The organism is uncultured Polaribacter sp., assembly GCF_947503855.1.
Classification (GTDB): domain Bacteria; phylum Bacteroidota; class Bacteroidia; order Flavobacteriales; family Flavobacteriaceae; genus Polaribacter.
Genome location: NZ_CANNFF010000009.1, coordinates 41891 through 64009 on the forward strand (window position 1 = coordinate 41891; position 22119 = coordinate 64009).

Annotated in this window: 20 protein-coding genes and 1 pseudogene; 10 read left to right on the forward strand and 11 right to left on the reverse strand. The window is 29.3% G+C overall.

Annotated elements, in window-relative coordinates:
- Positions 1–58 precede the first annotated feature (58 nt).
- Positions 59–418, forward strand: a complete 360-nt coding sequence (locus tag Q0662_RS08970) for a hypothetical protein (protein ID WP_298948945.1) — start codon at positions 59–61, stop codon at positions 416–418.
- Here the strand turns inward: Q0662_RS08970 and Q0662_RS08975 are convergent.
- On the reverse strand, positions 415–1209 hold the full coding sequence (locus tag Q0662_RS08975) for an SDR family oxidoreductase (RefSeq protein ID WP_298948947.1): 795 nt from the start codon (positions 1207–1209) through the stop codon (positions 415–417). The genes Q0662_RS08970 and Q0662_RS08975 overlap by 4 nt on opposite strands.
- A gap of 90 nt (positions 1210–1299) precedes the next feature.
- On the opposite strand from Q0662_RS08975, the gene Q0662_RS08980 reads away from it, so the two are divergent.
- Positions 1300–2673 (forward strand): TlpA disulfide reductase family protein, encoded by a 1374-nt coding sequence (locus Q0662_RS08980; RefSeq protein ID WP_298948948.1) that lies wholly within the window; start codon positions 1300–1302, stop codon positions 2671–2673.
- 4 nt (positions 2674–2677) lie between these two features.
- Here the strand turns inward: Q0662_RS08980 and Q0662_RS08985 are convergent, their stop codons facing one another.
- Entirely contained in the window at positions 2678–3037 is a 360-nt protein-coding gene (locus Q0662_RS08985) for a YraN family protein (protein WP_298948950.1), read from the reverse strand.
- A gap of 169 nt (positions 3038–3206) precedes the next feature.
- Positions 3207–4196 (reverse strand): LD-carboxypeptidase, encoded by a 990-nt coding sequence (locus Q0662_RS08990; protein WP_298948951.1) that lies wholly within the window; start codon positions 4194–4196, stop codon positions 3207–3209.
- A 118-nt stretch (positions 4197–4314) separates the two neighbouring features.
- Between Q0662_RS08990 and metG the strand changes: the two are divergent.
- Positions 4315–6402 (forward strand): annotated as a pseudogene (gene metG / locus Q0662_RS08995) (methionine--tRNA ligase); the annotation flags it as partial.
- Entirely contained in the window at positions 6402–7304 is a 903-nt protein-coding gene (locus tag Q0662_RS09000) for a histone deacetylase (protein ID WP_298948952.1), read from the forward strand. The pseudogene metG and the gene Q0662_RS09000, both read left to right, overlap by 1 nt.
- A 17-nt stretch (positions 7305–7321) precedes the next feature.
- On the opposite strand, the gene Q0662_RS09005 is transcribed toward Q0662_RS09000, so the two are convergent.
- Together Q0662_RS09005 and Q0662_RS09010 are read right to left on the reverse strand one after the other, a co-directional pair.
- The gene (locus Q0662_RS09005; protein WP_298948953.1) at positions 7322–9538 is read right to left on the reverse strand and encodes a molybdopterin cofactor-binding domain-containing protein; all 2217 of its coding nucleotides are present in this window, start codon (positions 9536–9538) and stop codon (positions 7322–7324) included.
- 1 nt (position 9539) lies between these two features.
- A complete protein-coding gene (locus Q0662_RS09010) occupies positions 9540–9998 on the reverse strand; it encodes a (2Fe-2S)-binding protein (RefSeq protein ID WP_298948954.1) in 459 nt (152 codons plus the stop codon).
- A 136-nt stretch (positions 9999–10134) separates the two neighbouring features.
- On the opposite strand from Q0662_RS09010, the gene Q0662_RS09015 reads away from it, so the two are divergent.
- From Q0662_RS09015 to Q0662_RS09040, 6 genes are all read left to right on the forward strand, one after another.
- Entirely contained in the window at positions 10135–11511 is a 1377-nt protein-coding gene (locus Q0662_RS09015; protein WP_298948955.1) for a DUF1800 domain-containing protein, read from the forward strand.
- A gap of 39 nt (positions 11512–11550) precedes the next feature.
- The gene (locus Q0662_RS09020; RefSeq protein WP_298948958.1) at positions 11551–12741 is read left to right on the forward strand and encodes a DUF1501 domain-containing protein; all 1191 of its coding nucleotides are present in this window, start codon (positions 11551–11553) and stop codon (positions 12739–12741) included.
- A 65-nt stretch (positions 12742–12806) separates the two neighbouring features.
- Entirely contained in the window at positions 12807–13784 is a 978-nt protein-coding gene (locus tag Q0662_RS09025; protein WP_298948960.1) for an aldose 1-epimerase family protein, read from the forward strand.
- 124 nt (positions 13785–13908) lie between these two features.
- Positions 13909–15114, forward strand: coding sequence for a retropepsin-like aspartic protease (locus tag Q0662_RS09030; protein ID WP_298948962.1), 1206 nt, complete (start codon positions 13909–13911; stop codon positions 15112–15114).
- Between the two features lie 85 nt (positions 15115–15199).
- Positions 15200–15688 (forward strand): TlpA disulfide reductase family protein, encoded by a 489-nt coding sequence (locus Q0662_RS09035; RefSeq protein WP_298948965.1) that lies wholly within the window; start codon positions 15200–15202, stop codon positions 15686–15688.
- A 214-nt stretch (positions 15689–15902) separates the two neighbouring features.
- Positions 15903–16526: a hypothetical protein gene (locus Q0662_RS09040; protein ID WP_298948967.1), complete on the forward strand. Its 624-nt coding sequence runs from the start codon at positions 15903–15905 to the stop codon at positions 16524–16526.
- A gap of 120 nt (positions 16527–16646) precedes the next feature.
- Here Q0662_RS09040 and Q0662_RS09045 read toward each other — a convergent pair whose 3' ends face one another.
- The 6 genes from Q0662_RS09045 to Q0662_RS09070 form a co-directional block, all read right to left on the reverse strand.
- On the reverse strand, positions 16647–17789 hold the full coding sequence (locus Q0662_RS09045) for an ATP-binding protein (RefSeq protein WP_298948969.1): 1143 nt from the start codon (positions 17787–17789) through the stop codon (positions 16647–16649).
- 1 nt (position 17790) lies between these two features.
- Entirely contained in the window at positions 17791–18543 is a 753-nt protein-coding gene (locus Q0662_RS09050) for an SDR family NAD(P)-dependent oxidoreductase (protein ID WP_298948971.1), read from the reverse strand.
- A gap of 211 nt (positions 18544–18754) precedes the next feature.
- Positions 18755–19678 carry a hypothetical protein gene (locus tag Q0662_RS09055; protein WP_298948972.1) on the reverse strand — a complete coding sequence of 308 codons (924 nt, stop codon included), beginning with the start codon at positions 19676–19678 and terminating at the stop codon, positions 18755–18757.
- Between the two features lie 102 nt (positions 19679–19780).
- Positions 19781–20260, reverse strand: a complete 480-nt coding sequence (locus tag Q0662_RS09060; protein ID WP_298948975.1) for a hypothetical protein — start codon at positions 20258–20260, stop codon at positions 19781–19783.
- 62 nt (positions 20261–20322) lie between these two features.
- Positions 20323–21468 (reverse strand): glycosyl hydrolase 53 family protein, encoded by a 1146-nt coding sequence (locus Q0662_RS09065; protein ID WP_298948978.1) that lies wholly within the window; start codon positions 21466–21468, stop codon positions 20323–20325.
- A gap of 138 nt (positions 21469–21606) precedes the next feature.
- Entirely contained in the window at positions 21607–21945 is a 339-nt protein-coding gene (locus Q0662_RS09070; protein ID WP_298948980.1) for a single-stranded DNA-binding protein, read from the reverse strand.
- Between the last annotated feature and the right edge of the window lie 174 nt (positions 21946–22119).

Here is a 22119-nt window from a genome sequence, read left to right on the forward strand (position 1 = left end):
CTTTTTTTTAAAATTTAAAAATAGGCATTGTATCTTTACATCTTTAAATCCAAATGCTATGCCAAAAATTAGTAACCTTAAAGAAATGTGGACTTTGTTAGTAGAAAAACTAACAAATCAGTTTGCAGATGGTGATGAGTTAAATATAGACGGAATTATTTACCTAATTGGTGTTCAAGAATTAGGGCAAGGAAACAGAAAGTTTAAAAAAGACGAAAAAGTAAATCTAATGCACATTGCTATTTGCAAATTATTAGAACCTTATGGGTATTATGAGTTCGATTTTTTTGATGATGATGGCTGGCCTCACTATAAAGTTTTAACAGAATTACCCAATTTAAAACCAGGAGAACAAACCGTTTTAATGAAAGAAGCTATTGTAAATTATTTTGAGGCATTAAACTACTTTGCAGACTAAGTTACACTCAATTTTCTTATTAAAACAGCAAACAGTTTAGGAAAAAACCTTTTTACATACACACCCATTTTTTCTTTAGCACCAGCAATATATACCTCAGCTTTTTGTTTTTCTATTGCTTTTATTATTAACGTTGCACAACGTTCTGCAGACATACCTTTTCCTGTTGCAACATCCATTTTTCCTAATGCAGTTCCATTTCCTGTAAGTGCATTTTTAGAAACATTGGTTTTAATAAAACCAGGGCAAATTAAGCTAACAACAATATTATTTTTATGGTTTTCTGTTCGTAAACTATCAAAAAAACCATGTAAAGCATGTTTACTAGCGGCATAACTAGATCTTAATGGAGTACCAATTTTACCAACAATACTAGTAGTTACCACAAAATGCCCCTTTTTATTAGCAATAAAATGTGGTAAAATAGCTTTTGTTAGTGCAACTGTACCAATATAATTTATATCCATAATACGTTTGTCTACTGCAATTTGTGTTTCGTGTGCTAAAGAACGCTGACTAACACCTCCATTATTCACTAAAATATCTACATGTCCAAAAGCATTTATAGCAAGATTTGCTTTTTCTTTTAAAGAATTAAAATCTTCTAAATCTAAAGGAATAATGTGTACATTTTTAGGCTCTTTGCAAAGATTTTTTACACTTTCTAAAGACTCTATATTTCTAGATGATAGTACTAATTTTACATTTTTAGTTGAAAGTGCTATGGCTAGTGCTTTTCCAATACCAGAAGAGGCTCCTGTAACCCAAATTACTTTGTTTGATAAAGACATTGTTTTTTAAAATACAAGATACCTATTTTGCTTTAGAAATAGTATTTTTGATATACTTATTGACTATCTTTTTTTTAAAATACAATTACAATGCTACAATTTAAAAAATTACTCGCTTTTATATTTTTAATATCCTCATTTGCAAATGCACAATATTTGGTGAACGCAACTATGACAAACACGGTAGATACAGATTGGGTTATGTTATATAGAATAGAAGGCACAAGTCAACATTTTATTCAAAACACAACTATACAAAAAGATACTATTTTAATAGAAGGCCACAAGCAAGAAATTGGTTCTTTTCAATTTAATTTACCAGCGAGTACCAAAGTAGGTTCTTATAGAATAAATTACAGAACAAAAGAAGCAGGCTTTGTAGATTTTATTTTTAATAAAGAAAATATCCGTTTTACGTTTCATCCAGATTACCCAGAACAAACTGTTTTGTTTTCAGAATCTGATGAAAATATTGTGTATAGAAACTACCTTACACAAATCTCTAATGAACAACAAAGGTTAGATTCTTTGCAAATTACAGCCATTAGAAACCCTAACTTCGATCTTAAAACAGCCTACAAAAAAAGCTTAGCTACCATAAATACAATACAAAGTAAATATTTAGATAGTACTAGAAATATGTATGTAAAACCTTTTATAAAGGCTACTTTAAGAGCAAATCCACCAGAAATTAAAACCACTGTGCAAGACTACATGTCTAATATAACTAGTACTTTCTTTGATAATATGGATTTTTCTAACACAGCTCTTAAAAACTCCTCTTTTTTGGTTGATAGAATTACCGATTATATTTTTTACATTAATTATTCTGATGATGCAGAAAAACAACAAAAAATTTATAAAAATTCTGTAGAAAAAGTGTTTACAAAAATTAATGATCCCATTTTTAAGAAAGATATTATTGAGTTTTTAATTGACCAATTTGAGCAAAATAGCAACATAAAAATGGTAGATCATTTGTTTAAAAACTATTTCGATAAATTACCAGAAACCTTACAAAATAAAAAGTTTAAAGAAGAAAAACTAAAACTTTTAGCTACAAAAATTGGCAGAGTAGCACCTAACTTTTCTTGGACAGAAAATGGAAAAAAACTTGAATTAGCTAAGCTAAATGATGCCGAAAATTATGTGTTGGTTTTTTGGAGTACAAGTTGTTCTCATTGTTTGAAAGAAATACCTGTGTTACATAAATTTTTACAAGATAAAAACAATATTAAAGTTGTTGCTTTCTCTTTAGAAACAAATGATTTTGGTTGGAAAAATATGAAAGTAAACCTACCCAATTGGCATCATGTTTTGGGTTTAAATAAATGGGAAAACAAGATAGCAAGAACCTATAACATTAATGCAACACCTACTTATTTTGTATTAGATGCAAACAAAAAAATTATTGCAAATCCAGAAGAACTAAAAGAATTAGAGGCTTTTATAGATAAACTTTAGCGTTTTAGAAATACAAAAAAGCATCTTCTAAATGATCAATTTTTGTATGGTTTTGCTGATGCACAATTGCGATAATATCAAAACGAACCTCTACATCTAACTCTTTTTGAGTAACATAATAATCTATGGCACTTACCATTAATTTAATTTTTTTTGGTTTTACAGCATCTTGTGGTTCTTCAAAAAAATTGGTAGATCTTGTTTTTACTTCTACAGCCACTAAAACATCTTTTTTTATGGCAATAATATCTACTTCAGCTTTTAAATAACGGTAATTTTTTTCTAAGATTTTATAATCGTTTTTAATTAAAAAATCGATAGCTAGTTGTTCTCCTTTTTTACCAAGATCATTATGTTGCGCCATAATTTAGTATTCGGTTTTCAATTATAATATTTAGTTAGTTTTAAATATAAAATGTAATTAAACTTCCAAAGTGTTAATTTACAGTTTATTATTTACTTTTTACAAGATTAAAAGTATTGTAAGAAAACTAGACCCCACAAGTTTTTAAAACTTGTGGGATCTGTTTTTTTTATTTTATAAAAGTAACTGAATATTGTTTATTACTACCTAATAACTGAACATCTCTCCCAAAAATTATAGCTCTATTATCGGCTTCGTGTCCTACAGGAAAATTAAAAAATACAGGAACATCTGCTGGAATTACCTCTAAAATTAATTGCTCTATAGAACTCCCCCATTTTGTAGTATTCTTTTTAATCAAACTCATATCGCCTACAATTACCGCTTTTACATTGGTAAAATAATTAGCACGTTTTAAGCTTTGCAACATTCTATCAATAGCATATTTGTACTCACCAATTTCTTCTATAAACAAAATTTTACCAGCTGTGTTTAACTGACTTTTAGAGCCCAACATAGAAGTTAAAATTGCCAAATTACCACCTATCAATTGTCCGTTAATTTTAACATCAACTTCACCTCTATTGTATTTTGAGGCTTTTACTGAGTATGTAATTTCTTCTCCAAAAAGTGCTTTTTTAAAACTAGCAACGGTTTTTATAATTTCTTCTGGTTTTTCTTGTAAACTAGTTGCCATCATTGCATGTAAAGTTTCTACACCTAAGTTATGTATGTGATTATGAAACGCTGTAATGTCAGAATAACCAATAATCCATTTTGGGCTTTTTAAAAACTGTGTGTAATCTAATTTATCTAATATTCTAACAGAACCATAACCCCCTCTTGCTGCCCAAATTGCTTTAATATTTGGGTTATCTAAAGCCTCTTGAAAATCTTGAAAACGTTGTAAATCTGTACCTGCAAAATGATGGTTTTGCACATAAATATGTTTTCCTAAAACCACATGTAAACCCCAACTTTCTGCCAATTTTTTCGCTTTTTCTATGGTTGCTTGTCTGTTTTTTAAAATGCCTGCTGGTGCAACAATAGCTATAGAATCTCCAAGTGTTAAATAAGCTGGTCTTTGTAATGTTTCTTGTGCTTTTACAGAGGAGAAAAAAATCGATAAAAAAGCTGTTAATACTATAAATTTCTTCAAAATTTGTTTTATTTCTTGGTGCTATAAGTCAAAATATTGTATGAATGTAAATGTATCAATTTTCAATCGATTTTAAAATTTTGTTTTTCGTACTTTTGCACAGCAAAATAAATACACAAATCACATGAGTGCTCCAAAAAGATATACAATTACAGCAGCTTTACCTTATACAAATGGCCCAATACACATTGGGCATTTAGCAGGTGTTTACGTACCAGCAGACATTTATGCACGTTATTTACGTTTAACTGGTAAAGATGTAGCCTACATTTGTGGTTCAGATGAACATGGAGTTGCCATACCAATGAGAGCTAAAAAAGAGGGCGTTTCTCCACAAGATATTATCGATAAATATCATGGTATTATTAAAAAATCTTTTGCAGATTTTGGTATTTCTTTTGATAATTATTCTAGAACTTCAGAAAAAATACATCATGAAACTGCCTCTCAGTTTTTTATAGATTTATACAATAAAAAAGAATTTACAGAAGAAACTACAGCACAATTGTATGATGCTGAAGCAGATCAATTTTTAGCAGATCGTTTTGTGGTAGGTACCTGTCCAAAATGTGGGTTTGAGGAAAGTTATGGAGACCAATGTGAAAACTGTGGAACAAGCCATAATGCAACAGATTTAATCAACCCAAAATCTGCAATTACAGGTAATGTACCTACTGTAAAAGAAACAAAACATTGGTTTTTACCTTTAGATAGGCACGAAGAATTTTTACGTGAATGGGTTTTAAAAGGGCATAAAAAAGACTGGAAACCCAATGTTTACGGACAAGTAAAATCTTGGGTAGAAGATGGTTTGCGACCAAGAGCAGTAACTAGAGATTTAGATTGGGGAATTCCTGTACCTTTAAGAAACGCAGAAGGTAAAGTATTGTATGTTTGGTTTGATGCGCCTATTGGTTACATTTCATCTACCAAAGAATGGGCTGCAAGAGAAGGTAAAAATTGGGAAGACTACTGGAAAAAAGACGATACCAAATTGGTGCATTTTATTGGGAAAGACAATATTGTTTTTCACTGTATTATTTTTCCTAGTATGTTAAAAGCACATGGTGATTATATTTTACCTGATAATGTACCAGCCAACGAATTTTTAAATTTAGAAGGCAACAAATTATCAACCTCTAAAAATTGGGCAGTTTGGTTGCATGAGTATTTAGAAGAGTTTCCAAATCAACAAGATGTTTTAAGATACACTCTAACCGCAAATGCACCAGAAAGTAAAGACAACGATTTTACTTGGAAAGATTTTCAAGCAAAAAACAACAACGAATTGGTAGCTATTTTTGGTAATTTTATCAATAGAGTTGTGGTGTTAACCAACAAATATTATGCTGGTATCGTACCAGAACCAAATGATTTTACAGAGATTGACACTGCTATTTTAGACAGCGTAAAAGAGTTTCCTAATAGTATTGGTAAGTCTATAGAACGCTACAGATTTAGAGAGGCGTCTCAAGAATTAATGAATTTAGCCAGACTAGGAAACAAATATTTAGCAGATGAAGAGCCTTGGAAAGTTATAAAAGTTGATGAAGAACGTACTAAAACCATTATGTATGTTGCGTTGCAAATTGCATCTGCATTGGCTGTAGTTTCTGAGCCCTTTTTACCTTTTACATCAACTAAATTAAAAAACATTTTAAATATTAGTTCGAGTGATTCGACACAGGAGAATGCTATAAAAAATTCTTGGAAAGACGTAACAGAAAAAGATATTTTACTTCCTGCAAACCACCAAATAAACAAAGCGGAATTATTATTTTCTAAAATTGAAGACAAAACTATTGATTTTCAATTAGAAAAATTAGAAGCTACAAAATTAGCAAACGAACAAGAAAATAAAGTAGTAGAACCTCAAAAAGAAACTGTAGAATTTGACGATTTTACCAAAATAGATATTAGAATTGGTACCATTTTAGAAGCCGAAAAAGTAGCTAAAACTAAAAAGCTATTAAAACTTAAGGTTGATGTTGGTATTGATACAAGAACCATTGTTTCGGGTATTGCAGAAAGCTTTGCTCCAGAGGATATTATTGGGCAACAAGTTTCTGTATTGGTAAATTTAGCTCCAAGAAAAATTAGAGGTGTAGAAAGCCAAGGCATGATTTTAATGACAGACACACCTGATGGGAAATTGGCTTTTATAGAACCAGAAAAAGTAGTTAAAAACGGACAGGAGGTTAGTTGATGCTAAAAATAGCATATCATCCAATATATAAACATCCATTGCCAGCAAACCATCGTTTTCCTATGGAAAAATATGATTTGCTGCCACAACAATTAATGCACGAAGGTACTTGCAAACCTGCAAACTTTTTTGAGCCCAAAACACCTAATAACAAACATTTTTTTACGGTTCATACTCCTGAGTATTTTTTCGATTTATTAAATATTACACTTTCTCAAAAAGCAGCTAGAAAAATTGGTTTCCCTTTATCTGAAATACTTATAGAAAGAGAAATGATGATTGCAGAGGGCACTATGAAAGCCTCTGAATTTGCTTTAAAATACGGAATTGCCATGAATATTGCTGGAGGTACACATCATGCATTTTCTAATAGAGGAGAGGCTTTTTGTATGTTAAATGACCAAGCTATTGGTGCAAAATATTTGCAAAATAAAGGTTTAGCAACAAAAATTTTAATCGTAGACTTAGATGTACATCAAGGAAACGGTACTGCAGAAATTTTTCAAAAAGACGATACTGTTTTTACATTTTCTATGCATGGTAAAAGCAATTATCCTTTTGTTAAAGAAAAATCAGATTTAGACATCGCTTTAGAAAACAACACAAAAGACCAGCAATATTTATCCATTTTAAAAGAGATTTTACCAAAAATTATTTACCAAGAAAAACCAGATTTTATCTATTATCTATGTGGTGTAGATGTTTTAGAGACAGATAAATTGGGTAAATTAAGCATGACTGTAAATGGCTGTAAAGAAAGAGATCAATTTGTGTTAGAAACCTGTTTTAAAAATAAAATTCCTGTCATGTGTTCTATGGGTGGTGGCTACTCTCCAGATATTAAAACCATTGTAAATGCACACGCAAACACGTTTAGATTGGCTCAAGATATTTATTTTTAAATCTTTGTTTTAATAAACTATCCCAAAATAGAACTCTTTTTTAAATCATTAATAAAAGGTTGCTTATATATACGTTTTCCTAAAGCTGCATTAATTGCATTGGCAACAGCACCTCCTGCAGGTGGTAAACCTGGTTCTCCTAAACCTGTTGGCGATAATTCATTTTGTACAAAATGAACCTCAACTTTTGGTGTTTCTTGCATTCTAATAAGTCTGTAGCTATCAAAATTTTTAGACTGCGGTTTTCCATCTTTAAAAGCAAAATCAGCATACATTGCGTGTCCAATACCATCAATTACTCCACCTTCTACTTGGTTTTTTGCACCTGTTGGATTTACTACAACTCCACAATCTACAGCTACTGTTACTTTTTTAATTACAGGTTTACCATCTTGTAAAACAAGATCTGCAATCTCTGCAACATGAGTGTTATGGCTGTAATAAGCTGCAAAACCTTGGTAAACTCCATTTGATGATTTTCCCCAATTTCCTTTTTGTCTTACAAGTTTGATAACATCTTCCATTCTTTTACCAGAATATTGAATTTTCTTATCGGTAGTATTTTTTACTTTTTGTAATAAATTTAAACGTAATTGAATAGGATCTACTTTTAATTCTGTAGCTAATTCATCAAAAAAACTTTGTTCTGCAAATGCTAAAAAATTGGTATAAGGTGCTCTCCAAGCTCCTGTGGTTATGTTTGAATTATAGGTTGCAGATTCTACTTTAATATTAGGTATACATCCTGCTGGAAAAAAGTTTGAAATAGCACCATACATACCACCATTCATGGCTGCTTCTTTTAAATGATAACCCGTTATTTTGCCACCTTTTAATGATGCTTTAATGCTATACTTTACAGAAGGTTTGTAAATACCAGTAGTCATATCATCTTCTCGGGTAGAAACCATTTTTATTGGTTTTTTTACTTTGTCTGAAATTTCTGCAGCTTCTATAGCAAAATCAGCATATAATCTTCTACCAAAGCCACCTCCCATTCTGGTCATCTCTACGCTAATTTCTTCTTTTTTTCTATCTAAAAGAACTGCTACCGATTTTTGAACTTCAGCTGGTGTTTGCGTGGGTCCCACCAAATCTATTTTAGCAGCAGTTACATTGGCATAAAAATTCATGGGTTCCATACAATTATGAGGTAAAAAAGGAGAAGAATAAACTCTTTCTATTACAGTATCTGCTTCTTTAAACGCTTTTGTTAAGTTACCATCTTCTCTTAGTACTTTGGTTTTTTTACGATCTAAAAGACTGGTTAGTTTTTGATGATGCAATTCTGTACTTTCTAATTGAGAAGTGTCTTTCCAAATTGCTTTTATTGCTTTTTTGGCTTTTATAGCTGCCCAAGTAGACGTTGCTAATACAACTACTTTATCACTTTCACTTAAAGCTACTGTCCAACTTACATAACCTTTATCTAAAAATTTTCTAGCTTTATCACCAATTGTTATTACATCTACAACACCAGAAATATTTTTGGCTTGAGTAGCATCAAAAGAAGCTAAAACTTGCCCAAAAGAAGGGGGTCTTAAAACAGATGCATACAACATGCCTTCTGTTTTGTAATCCAAACCAAATAATGGTTTTCCTGTAATAATTTTATCAATATCTACATTAATGGCATCTTTACCAATAATGCTAAAATCTTTTATTTCTTTTAGTTTTACTTTTTCTGGAACTTCTAATAACGCAGCTTCTTTTACAACATCTCCATAGCCTAATGTTTCTCCATTTGCATTGGTAATAGTTCCTTTTGATGCTTTTAATGTAGATGCATTTACCTTCCATTTATTTGCAGCTGCTGTTACCAACATTTGTTTTGCTGTGGCACCTGTTTGTCTTAAAACATTCCAGTTAGATCTAATTGATTGACTACCACCTGCAATTTGTCTTTTATAATTTTTAATATCCAAAACTCCTTGAGCTACTGTTACATTTTTCCATTCTACATCAAGTTCTTCTGCAATTATCATGGGCATAGATGTTTTTACACCTTGCCCAATTTCTGGATTTGGAGAAAAAATAGTTACATAGCCTTTGTCTGAAATTTTAATGTAAGCATTAAAATCGTTAAAATTTAGGCTAGCAATATCTTCAGGCATTTTCGCTTCTGGTTTGCAAGCTGTTAAAAAATTGAAACCAATTAGCATACCTCCACTTGCTAAAACAGATGTTTTTAAAAAGTTTCTTCTACTAAAATTATCGTTTTTATGAAGTTTCATGTTATGAGTTTTTAGATGCTAATTTTACTGCTTTTTCTATTCTGTTATAAGACGCACATCTGCAAATATTACCATGCATCGCTTCTCTAATTTCGTTTTCAGAAGGATTTTTATTTTCTTCTAAAAAAGCAGCAGCTGTCATTATTTGCCCTGATTGACAATAACCGCATTGTGGAACATCTATTTCTTTCCAAGCTTCTTGAACAGGATGTTTGCCATCTTTAGACAAGCCTTCTATGGTTGTTATTTTTGTATCATCTAAAATAGAAACTTGCATTTGACAGCTTCTTGTAGCAACGCCATCTATATGTACTGTACAAGCACCACATTGTGCAATACCACAGCCAAATTTTGTGCCTACCAAATTTAATTCGTCTCTTAAAACCCAAAGTAAGGGTGTATCTGCATCTGCAGAAACAGAAACTTGTTTTCCGTTAACATTTAAAATATAGTTTGCCATAAAAAGTTGGTTTTTAATTGATTGCTCTAAGTTACAAAAAATTACATTTTTTTTAATTAAAGTGTTTTTTTATACTAAATTTAACAAAAAAGTAATTTTAGATTAAACTTTATATACACATTAAAGTCTAAGGATTATGAAAGCAAAACACATACAACATTTATATAACAGAGTGGGTTTTGGTATTACTCCCAATGAATTAGAGCGTTTGTCTAACAAAAACAAACGTGAAATTATAGATGAAGTTTTTACAAATTCATCTAAAACTAGCCCTTTAAAAGCAGATATATCTTTCTTAAAAGATATAAAACCTGGCGATTTAAAGATCAAAGAAAAAAGACAAGAACTTCAAAAAATTAGTAGGAAAAAAATACAAAAATTCTCGATTTCTTGGATGGAAAGGATTTTAAATCCTTCTGAAGTTTTTAGAGAAAAAATGACGCTTTTTTGGGCAAATCATTTTGTTAGCGAAAGTAGAAACAACATTCTTTTTACTCAGAATTATAACAACTTACTTAGAGAAAATGCATTTGGAAATTTTAGAGATTTTACCAAGAAAATCTCTAAAGATGCTTCTATGTTAGGCTATTTAAACAACAAACAAAATCGTAAAAAAAGCCCAAATGAAAATTTTGCAAGAGAATTGATGGAGCTTTTTACCTTAGGCCAAGGAAATTATACAGAAACAGATATTAAAGAATCTGCAAGAGCTTTTACAGGATATAGCCATAATTTTAGAGGTAAATTTTTAATGAGAAAAAGACATCATGATGAAAATGAAAAAACATTTTTTAAAAAAACAGGCAATTTTAATGGTGATAATATTATTGATATCATTTTAGAACAACAACAATGTGCTCGTTTTATTTCAGAAAAAATATATCGCTTTTTTGTAAATGAAAACATAAATAAAGAACATGTTGCTGCAATGACTGCCGTTTTTTACAAAGATTATGATATTGAAAAATTAATGCGTTTTGTTTTACAGTCTAATTGGTTTTATGATGATGAAAACATAGGCACTAAAATAAAGTCGCCCATGGAATTTTTAGCAGGTATACATCAAGTAATTCCTTACCAATTTGAAAGACCTAAACAAGCTTTATTAATGCAACGTTTATTAGGCCAAACTTTGTTAAGACCACCAAATGTGGCTGGCTGGAAAACAGGTAGAAATTGGATTGATACTAATACAATGGTTAGGCGTTTGCGTTTGGCTTCTATCTTATTAAATAATGCAGCAATTACCTATTCAGATACTGGAGATGAGGAAACAATGCTTACTGATTTAACTACTAAAAAGTTAAAAAGAAAAACGTTTATTAAAACAAAAACAGATTGGAATGCTTTTGAAAAAAACTATAAAAAAATAGATAATAAAGGGATGATTTCTTTGATAATATCATCACAAATAAATAAAGGTACAGCACAAATGCTATCGGACAATTTAGACATTCCAAAAAAGGATTTCTGCGTTCAATTAATGTCTATTCCAGAATATCAACTTTGTTAAACTTTCGATTTTTAATTGAAAAATCATAAAACTAAAATTATGAAACGTAGAGATTTTTTAAAACAAACTACTTTTGCTTCGGGTATGTTTTTTGTACCTCAGTTTTTAAAGGCTTTTGAGCAAATACCTACCAAAACTTTTGGTAATAAAAAGGTCGTTATTATTCAATTAAAAGGGGGTAATGATGGTTTAAATACAGTAGTACCTTTTAGAAACGATATCTATTACCAACAACGTGCAAATATTGCTTTGCAACAAACAGATTTGTTAAAAATTTCTGATGAAATTGGTTTGCACAAAAGTTTAGTAGATTTACAAAAATTATACGATAATGGTTTTCTAAGTATTATTAATAATGTGGGGTATCCAAACCCAAATTTATCACATTTTAGATCTACAGATATATGGCAAACAGCTAGTAATAGCAACGAATATTTACAAAATGGCTGGGTTGGGCGTTATTTAGATTATACCAAAGCAAACCCAACAAAAGCCATTGAAGTAGACGAATCTTTATCACTTTTATTAAAAGGAAAAACACAAAATGGATTGGCTGTAACCGATGCTAAAACCTTGTACAATTCTTTAAAAGAACCCTTTTACAAAAGTGTAATAAATGCCAATACAGATGCGCATTTAAACGAACATAATTTAGGGTATTTATACAATACTATGATTGATGCAAAATCGTCTGCAAAATATATTTTTGAAAAAACAAAGGTTAAAAATGCGTCTAATAATTATCCAAAAAACTTATTTGGCAAACAGTTAAAAACCATTTCTCAGTTTATAAATTCTGGTTTAGATACACAGGTTTTTTACGCGGGTTTAACTGGTTTTGATACGCACGCAAATCAACAAAACACACAAGCAAGATTGTTAAAAATATATGCAGAAAGTATAAACACTTTTGTAGAAGATTTACAAAAAAACAACAATTTTGATGATGTACTAATACTTACCTTTTCTGAATTTGGAAGACGTGTAAAACAAAACGAATCGAAAGGTACAGACCATGGAACTGCCAACAACGTTTTTGTTATTGGTAAAAATTTAAAAAAGCAAGGTTTGTATAATAATTTACCTAATTTAAACGATTTAGACGCCAATGGAAATTTAAAACACGAAATTGATTTTAGAGAAATTTACGCTACTATTTTAGACAAATGGTTGCAAGTAGATGATGCTGCCATTTTAAATAAAAGCTTTTCTAAACTAAAATTTGTGTAGTTTTCTGTTGCTATATTTTTCATAAAATTGAATTTTGCTACATTAGCATTTCTAAGAAGTTTTTTATGAAAAAATACCTGCTTTTTTATTTGTTGATAATTGTTTTTTTAGGTTGCAAAAACAACCCAAAAACGAAAGAAAATAGTTCTTCAGTAATTGAAAAGCAAGAAAAATACACCATTTCTAACGATACTATAAAAGTGTCTGTAAAAACTTTTGGTGCAGAATTAACAAGCATACAATTAAAAGACAAAGAATATCTTTGGCAAGCAGATACTACTTATTGGAAACATCAATCACCTAATTTATTTCCTATTATTGGGCGTTTAAAAGACCACGAGTTTTATTATAAAGACTCGCTTTATAAAATGAGTTTTCATGGTTTTGCTTGGAAAAACAATTTCATTTTAATTGAAAAAACACAAAACAGTCTTATTTTTGACTTAGTATCTTCTAACAAAACTAAAAAACAATATCCGTTTGATTTTAAACTACAGATAAAATACGTTTTAAAAAATAACATTTTAAACGTACATTATATTGTTGAAAACACCGATCCAAAAGAGGATTTGTATTTTTCTATTGGTGCACATCCAGCATTTAATATTCCTTTAGAAAAAGGACAACATAGAAACGAATATGAACTTGTTTTTGATACTGATGAAATGCCCACTTCTAGAAATAAAAAAAGTGGTTTGTTTGTAGATTCTTACACCCAATATTTTGATAAACCTGGTGTTTTACAAATAAAAGATACCACTTTTTTAAGAGGTGCTTTGGTGTTTAATCCAAATCCGTTTACAAAAGCAACTTTAGTACATAAGCCAACAGAAAAGCAATTATTTACCATTCACTTTAAAGACTTTCCTTATTTAGGTATTTGGACGCAACCCAACCCAAAAACGCCTTTTATTGCTATTGAACCTTGGTTTGGTGTTGCTGAAAACATACATCATAATAAAGATTTTACCCAAAAAGAAGGCATCCAAAAATTACCTGCAAATGGGGTTTTTAAAGCTAAGTATTCTGTAGAAATACATTGATTTTTAAATACTTTATAAGAAAACATAGCTAAAATCGTTTTAACTACTGTTAATTTGAAAATATTCCAAATTTGAATAAGCATTAAAACACTAAATATATTAAAGGCTTTAGAATAATAAAAAAATGAAAAAATTACTTTTACTTTTAACTTTTATACCCTACATAATTTTAGCTCAAAACCCTGAGACTGCTAAAATTAAAAAAATGGCAAACTTAGGCCAGTTAGTTTCAAATGAAATAAATGATACTATCCCAATTAAAATCTACAATGATATGATTGTAATTGAAGCAAAACTAAATGGCAAACCAATGAATTTTATGTGGGATAATGGGTTTTCTTTTTCTGCAATCGATAAAAGTTTATCTGAAAAAATTACTTTAAAAAAATATAAAGAAAAAGAATCTATTTCTGCTACAGATGCAGTTAATAATCAAGTAAAATTAGATTTAAAAATAGCCCATAATCTATCCATTAAGAATCATCAAATTAAAGATAGCCCATTTTTACTTATTGATATAAATACTTTAACTGGAGGTAGTATAGATATACAAGGTATAATTGGTGCAACTGTTATAAAGAAATTAAACTGGAACTTTAATTTTGACGAAAACTATGTTGTGGTATCTCAAAAAGAGTTTCAAAAAGATGGAATGGTGATGCCTTTTAAACTAGATTTATATAATAGAATGTTTACTAGTTTAGAATTAAATGGAATTACAAATGGTGTAGAAATAGATTTTGGTTCAAATTCTGATGAAATTGATTTAACCATAAAAGCTATAGGTTTATTTAAAAATACTAAAAAATCTAAATACGAAGGTATTTCAGCAATGTCTGTTAGTGGTATAGCTAAACCCTCTATAAACTATAGCATTAAAGATTTTAGCTATAAAATAGGAGGAATAACCTTTAAACATCCTATTAAAATATTTTTAACAAATGATGTTAATGAGGCAAGAATAGGAAATAAAATGTTACGTCATTACAATTGTATTGTTAATTCTAATTCAAATCAAATAATTCTTACAGAAAGAGAAACTAATCTAGAAGAAAGTCCTAAAAAGAGTTTTGGTTTTATAATAGTAAAAATTGAAAATAAACTAACAATTGCTGGTAAATGGAACAACCCTAACATTACAAAATATAATGCTTTAAATTTGGGTGATAAAATTACTCAAATCAATGGAAAAAAAGCTGAATACTTTCATAGCAACTCAGATTTAAGAGCATTTCAAATTGATTTACTAAAAAACAATAAAGAACTAATTATTAATACAGAAAAAGGCGAAAGTTATACTCTTTTACCAAAGTTTAATATTTATGAGTAGCAAAACTATTTTTAAGTAAGATAATTGGAATTGTTTCTGAATTTTTAAAGAATCATTGACATTTTAACTTAATTCAGTATAAAAAATGAAAAAAATATATCCAATTTTACTAATTCTAATCACTTTATTAGTTTTTACAAGTGGTAAAAAATATGCTTTAGATAAACCAACAGCTTCTATAAAAGATAGTATTCCCGTTTTTTTAGAAGGATATAAGTATGAAAATGTAGATGGAACAAAGTTTTCTTTCAATCAAGTAAAGGGTAAGGTTTTGCTACTCGATTTTTGGGCAACTTGGTGTGGGCCTTGTATAAAAGGTCATTCGAATATAAAAGCGCTGGAAGAAACCATTAATAATCCCGATTTTCAGATAATTACTGTTTCTATTGATAAAAATAAATCTCAATGGAAAAAGTTTTTAAAAGCTAAAAAATGGAACGGAATTCATATAACATTAGATGGTAAAGATGTAAACAATCCTTTAAATAAAATGGTTACAAAAAAGATTTTAGATAAAGGCAAACCTATCTATTTAACTTCTGTACCTGAATATTATTTGGTTGATAAAGAATAAATGATGTTAAAGCAAAAAGGACTGTGTCTTTAATTAGAAAGAAAATAAACTAAAAAAGAGCACCCAAAAATTACCTGCAAATGGTGTTTTTAAAGCTAAGTATTCTATAGAAATACATTGATTTTTAAATACTTTAAAAGAAAAATAGCTAAATTCGTTTAACTTCTGATATAAAACATTAAAACGTTCCATATCATTTTAGTTGGATTTAATTATGAAAAAGAACTATTTAATATTCATTTTACTAATTTCTTTAGGAATTAAAGCTCAAAATATAAAGTTACTGAATGAGAATTTAAATTTAAGTGACACTTTAAAATATAGCAGAGAAATTAGAATATATACTGGAGGAGGAATTAATAATTATTCTTCTGTCTTTAGAATGTATAATTACGAGAGAAAAAAATGGAAAGCGGAACTTTATGAGCATTATGCTGAAATTCCTAATGAAACTGAATTAATAATTAAGAAGAAAAAGTTAAAACCAAAAAACAATTTTGACTTTATATTTCTAAAGTTCTTGAGAAGTAAAGTTATGAATTTGCCAAGTCAAGAAGAAATTAGTTGGAAAATTCATGGAAGAGATTCAATTTTTGAAACTAAAACAAATAGAAAAGGTAAAGAAATTATTGAATATCAATCTGTTTATAAATCCATAAGTATATTAGATGGAGTGTGTTATACTATACAGGTTAAAGAAATTAATAAAACAAATGAGTTTAAATATTATAATCCTGAAAGTTATTTTAAACATTTTAATGAAATAGATGAGCTTGTATTTATGGTTGAAATATTAAATATAGTCAGAAATGAATTTAAAATTTGGAAAAAAAGCTAAGCCTAAAAACATATATATTTTATTACTAGTTTTTTGCTCATTTGTTAAAAAATAATTATTTGCTAAATTAGTCGCTTAAACACGCAACGAAATCATACACTAGACCGTGAAACGAACCCACTAACCATACTTTACTTTTCTTATAATTCTTAAAGCCTCATTGTATTTAACATAAGTGGTATTGTTTGCTAAGTTTTTTATGTACGTTTTTGCTTTTTTTAGCTGTTCTACAACGTCTAAAAAACCATGTAAATAACAAATTAAATAATTGGTTGGTAAACGTAAAACATCTTCTTGTTCTGTTGCTGTAAGTGGTTTTTTCTGTACTATTTTTTGAACAATTAAATTACAATTGTTGTAAATGTGTATCATTATTTCTTCATTAAAAACAGGTGGTTCAAACAAAAATTGTTTTACAATATTATGTTTCCCATTATTTTTAAAATTGATAATTGTTTTTTCTAATGGATAGTATTTTTCTTGTTTTTCTAAACCCAGATAAATATATTCTTCTACAATAAAGGTATGATTATTATAGCTTATTTGTACATCATCTAAGGCAGAAAAAAAGAGTTTTACTTGCTCGTTAATCAACTCGATATCTACTCTAGAAAAAAACTCTTGTTCGTTTATAATTTTACGCTCTCCTGCCCAACACAAAACAAATTGCTCGTTAAAAACTTTGTATTGTGGGTTGTAAATTTTTTTATGATTATTCATAAAATTAAAAACACCATCTAAGGTTAATTGGATGTTATTTCTTGCACTTTTTTCTATGGAATTGACAATTTCTTTATTAGTGTTTCTAAGCTCAAATTCATCACCTAAAAAAGGCATAGAGTTGCTACCTCTTCTGTAAAAAATAGTGTCTTTTTTATATTTCCATGCATTTTTAGAAAGCGATGTTACATTATTATTGGCATGTATGGTAACTAAACCAATTACTTTATTACGTGGCAATCTCGGAAAAAGAACATTTTCGTAAGTTATTTTTGGTGGATTTTTTAAATACGCATTTACCAAGTTTTGTATTTTACTGTCATCAAAAAAATCGATACCCACTATTTTATTTGCTTCATCTTCTACACCAATTACAATGTAAGAGTTGTTATTGGGGTTTGCGTTGGATAGCGCACAAACATGTTTTAAAAATTTAGCTTTACCCTCTTTAGAATTGAATGATATTTTTTGCTTTTTGTCATAAAAACTATTCTCATCATTATGAGAAAGTAAGTTTTTAATTAAAAGTCTTTTATTAATCATGTCAATCTCTATTTAAAATGGTAGCACTTGCTTGTGCTGTTGGGTACACTACCAAGTCTTCTATATTTATATGATAAGGTCTTGTAATTACAAAGTGAATAATCTCTGCAATATCTGCAGCTTGTAATGCTTTGTAGCCTGAATACACACTTTTTGCTTTTTCTACATCGCCTTTAAACCGAACTTCAGAAAACTCGGTTTCTACAGCCCCTGGATGAATGCCAGAAACACGAATATTGTGTTTATTTAAATCTATTCTCATGGCTTTATTTAAGGCGTTTACAGCATGTTTAGAGGCACAATATACATTTCCATTAGGATATACTTCTTTACCAGCAATAGACCCAATATTTACAATAAAACCCGTGTTTCTTTGGGTCATTTGTGGCAAAATGGCTTTAGAAACGTATAATAAACCTTTTACGTTGATGTCTAACATGGCATCCCAATCATCTAAACTACCCTCTTGTATGGTAGATAAACCATGTGCATTACCTGCGTTGTTGATTAAAATATCTATTTGCTGAAAATCTTTTGGAAGTGATTTGATGGCTTTTTCAACTTCGTCTCTTTTAGAAACATCAAAATTTAGCGTAGTTACGTCTGTAAGTTTACTTAATTTTTCCTGCAATGATTCTAAACGACCTACTCTTCTACCACAAAGAATTAATCGAATGTTATTTTTTGCAAAAATGATTGCAGTGGCTTCTCCAATACCAGAGGTTGCGCCTGTAATAAAAGCTGTTTGAGCCATACATGTAAAATAATAAAAATGAGAATTTTAACTAGTTTTTTAAAAACTAAATCTATCATAAAGTTATAAAAACAAGTATGTTTTAAGTGATAAAAAGGTTGGTAGTTTTCACAAATTATGAACAAGAAAAAACCGTCCTCCTCAGGACGGTTTCTCTTTTAATTGGTTATTAAGCAATAACCAACCAAAAATCAACTAACCAAACTTATTTTTAATGTCTTCTTTCTTTTATTTTTCTTATTATTTTAGTACGTTTTCTATTGTTATTCCATACATTTTCATTCGTACTTTTCTTTGTGTTTTTTCCTTTTCTAATTAGTTCAAAATTTCTTCCTACGAAATTGTAAGTTGTTTTAGAGTTTACATTATATAGGCTAATTTCTCCATCGTTTATAACGCTTAATTCAAACTCTTTTATATCTCCACCCTCATAATTCAATGTTAAAATTTTTAGGTCTTCATAACCTGCTACATCGAATATTTCATATCCACCAACGTAACTCCAATTTATATTTGCAATTTGTGTGCCAAAAGGGTCTTGAGAACTATAAAATGTTGTTATATTTTTGGGTGTAAATTGTAAGTAATTTTCAGCATCAAAAGCATTTGGTATACCTCCTCTTGTATCTACTTTTTCCCAAGCTTCATATTCTTGTAAAAAGTATTCTATATTTTCATAAAATAGCTTGTCGTAATCAAATGTATTTACTTGATAACCCACTAAAAAATAGGTAACATTTTGTCTATAGTTGTACAAGCTTATTTCGTTATTAGAAATAATACTAACTTCAAAATCGTTTCTACCATATAAATCGTGTCGGGTTTCTAAAAAGCCATTAAAAGTATTGTAAACCCCAACATCTATTCCTAATCCGTTGCCTGTAAAACCAATATCTACAATGTTATTATTGGCATACAAAATACCATTTAAAAAAGATAGTGTAAAGGCTTTAGAAACATAAGGTATATCTCTATTACCAATTGTTCTATGGTAATCTACATACCATAAATCGTATCTAGAAACTACTTCTTCTAAAGAAATTTCGTTTCTAAAATCGTCTTGAAAAACTGACGAACACGAGCTAAAAAATACACCTATTATAAGTATTGCAGAAAGTAATTTTAAAGATTTCATAAGCTGTAGTTTTAAGATTACAGCTATAAATATTCAAATTACGTGCCAAAAATAAAACCACTTATAATTAGTGGTTTTAAATTCTGATAATCTGTAGTGTTATTATTTTTGTTTTGTAGAAGGAAAAAAGGAAGGTTGGGTTTGTTTTACCTCTTTAATTTTATAATAATGGGTTTTATTGTTCTTTTTAAAACTCAAAATTGCTTCATTTTCTTTTAAATCGAAAGGAAAATTATGCACAACTAGTGGTGTATTTTTTAACTCTTTTATTGGGTTTGCGTCTAAAATTAAATCTTTATTTTTTCTGTTTGATGTAGAAAAATGCCCAATAATTTGTAACATATTGTTTATTTTTCTGGTTTCTACTTTTGTTATTTTCTTTTGAAAATATAAAGAATCGAACTCTATTTGTAGCGCATTTACCAATTGAAGCTCTAATTTAACCCCACTAACACCTGGTTGACCTCCAGACCATTTATTATAAGTCGCTTTTTCTATTTTAAACGAAGGGTTTTTAACAAATTTGTTACTACCACATTGAGAAAACCCAAGTAGTATTGTGAGTATAAATATAATTTTCATGATTTTCATTTTATTTTAATTTATATAGAGCTGTTCAAATGTAATGCCAAATAACGAGTTTTTTAGGGCTGGTTGTAAAAATTCATTCCTTTTGTGGGTACAGAATTTGCATCAAACAATGTTGCATTGTCCCAATGAGAACCTTTTCCCCAACGTGTACTACAATTATTAGCAACCCAAGCAGGTTCCCAATAAACCAATCCTTTTGCACCTGCATTTTTTAGTGCTTTTTTAAGGTCTAATAAATATTTTAATTGTCCTTCTTGGGTTGCTTTATAACCATCAATTAAAGCATCAGCACCTAAAATATTACCAGCTGCATCTGCATTTTCTATTGTAAAAGGATAAGCAGTTTCTACAACCATTAACTTTTTATTGTATGTTTTAATAAGCGTTTTAAAAGCTTCTGAGGCTTCTTGTAAATTATAAGTAGACCATTTTGGATAATAGGAAAGCCCAATCCAATCAAAATCTACCACATTATTTTCTTTTGCTTGTTTAAACCACCAAATTGCATTTTCTGGTTGTGCAATGTGTAGCATAATTTCTATGTTTTTATCTACATCTTTAGAAATGTTTCTTACAGCTTTAATGCCTTTGTTTAATAGATAAGCATTTCTAGACCAATTCATAGCACTAGGTTTATCATCTTTTTGAAGAATCATTATATTGGTTTCGTTACCAACTTGAACCATGTCTGGTAATAAGTTTTTGTTATAAAGGTTTTGTAAAGTTTTATAAGTGTAGTTATAAATAGAGTCGCCCAATTTTGCAGTATTGTCTACAACTTCTAACCAAGCAGCAGGAATTTCTTGTTTGTTTGGGTCTGCCCAATCGTCAGAATAATGAAAATCTAACAACACCTTCATTTTAGCGTTTTTTGCTCTGGCGATTGTTTTTTCTACATCTTTAAAATTAGAGTAATTTGTCCAAGTGGGGTTGTGCCACAACCTAACTCTTACCAAGTTTGCACCTTCATTGGCAAAAATTGTAAATGGATCTGTAGTTTCTTTTTGATCATTTTTAAAAATAGCGTTGCAATTTTCCATTTCATTTACATAAGATAAGTCAGCGCCTAAATAGAAATCAATTGCTGTTGTTTCTTCAAATTCAGTTTCTATATTAAGATCTTGTATCTTTTCTTCGGATGAATGACAAGCAACCAAAAAAAAGCTAAAGAATAATATATATATGAAAGTGTTTTTCATGTTTACTGATTTTATAATAGTATTAAATTTACATAATTTTTATATAAAAGTTTCATTTTAAAACATTTTACTACTGTTTTTAACATACAAAATCCACTTTTTAAAAGTGGATTTTGTGCTTTTTGATATTAAGTTTCCTTATTGTTTTCCTCCCAACATCAACAATTCGTTTACTAAAATTTCTGTAACATAACGCTTTTCTCCTGTTTCTGTATGATAGGTTCTGTTTGTTAATTTACCTTCTACAGCAATTTCTTGTCCTTTATTTACGTAGTTTTCTACCACGTTTACTAAACCACCTTTTATAATGATGTTGTGCCAAAAAGCACGCTCTATTTTGTTACCGGATTTGTCTTTATAACTATCGTCTGTAGCTAAAGAAAATTTTGCCATTTTGTTACCATCTTTAAAGGTTACAATTTCTGGATCTTGACCTAATCTACCAATTAATTGTACTTTGTTTCTTAACGTATTCATAAGATAAGTTTTTGTGCACTTGTTTTTTTGTGCAGGTTTATAATTTATGTTTTGTTAATTAAATACCAAAAGTTGTTCAGTACTAATAACATTGCAAAGTTGCGATACGATTAAAGTTGTATTCGGTTAGAAAACAATTACTTTCGGTTGTAATTATTTGTAGTCGTTTGTAAA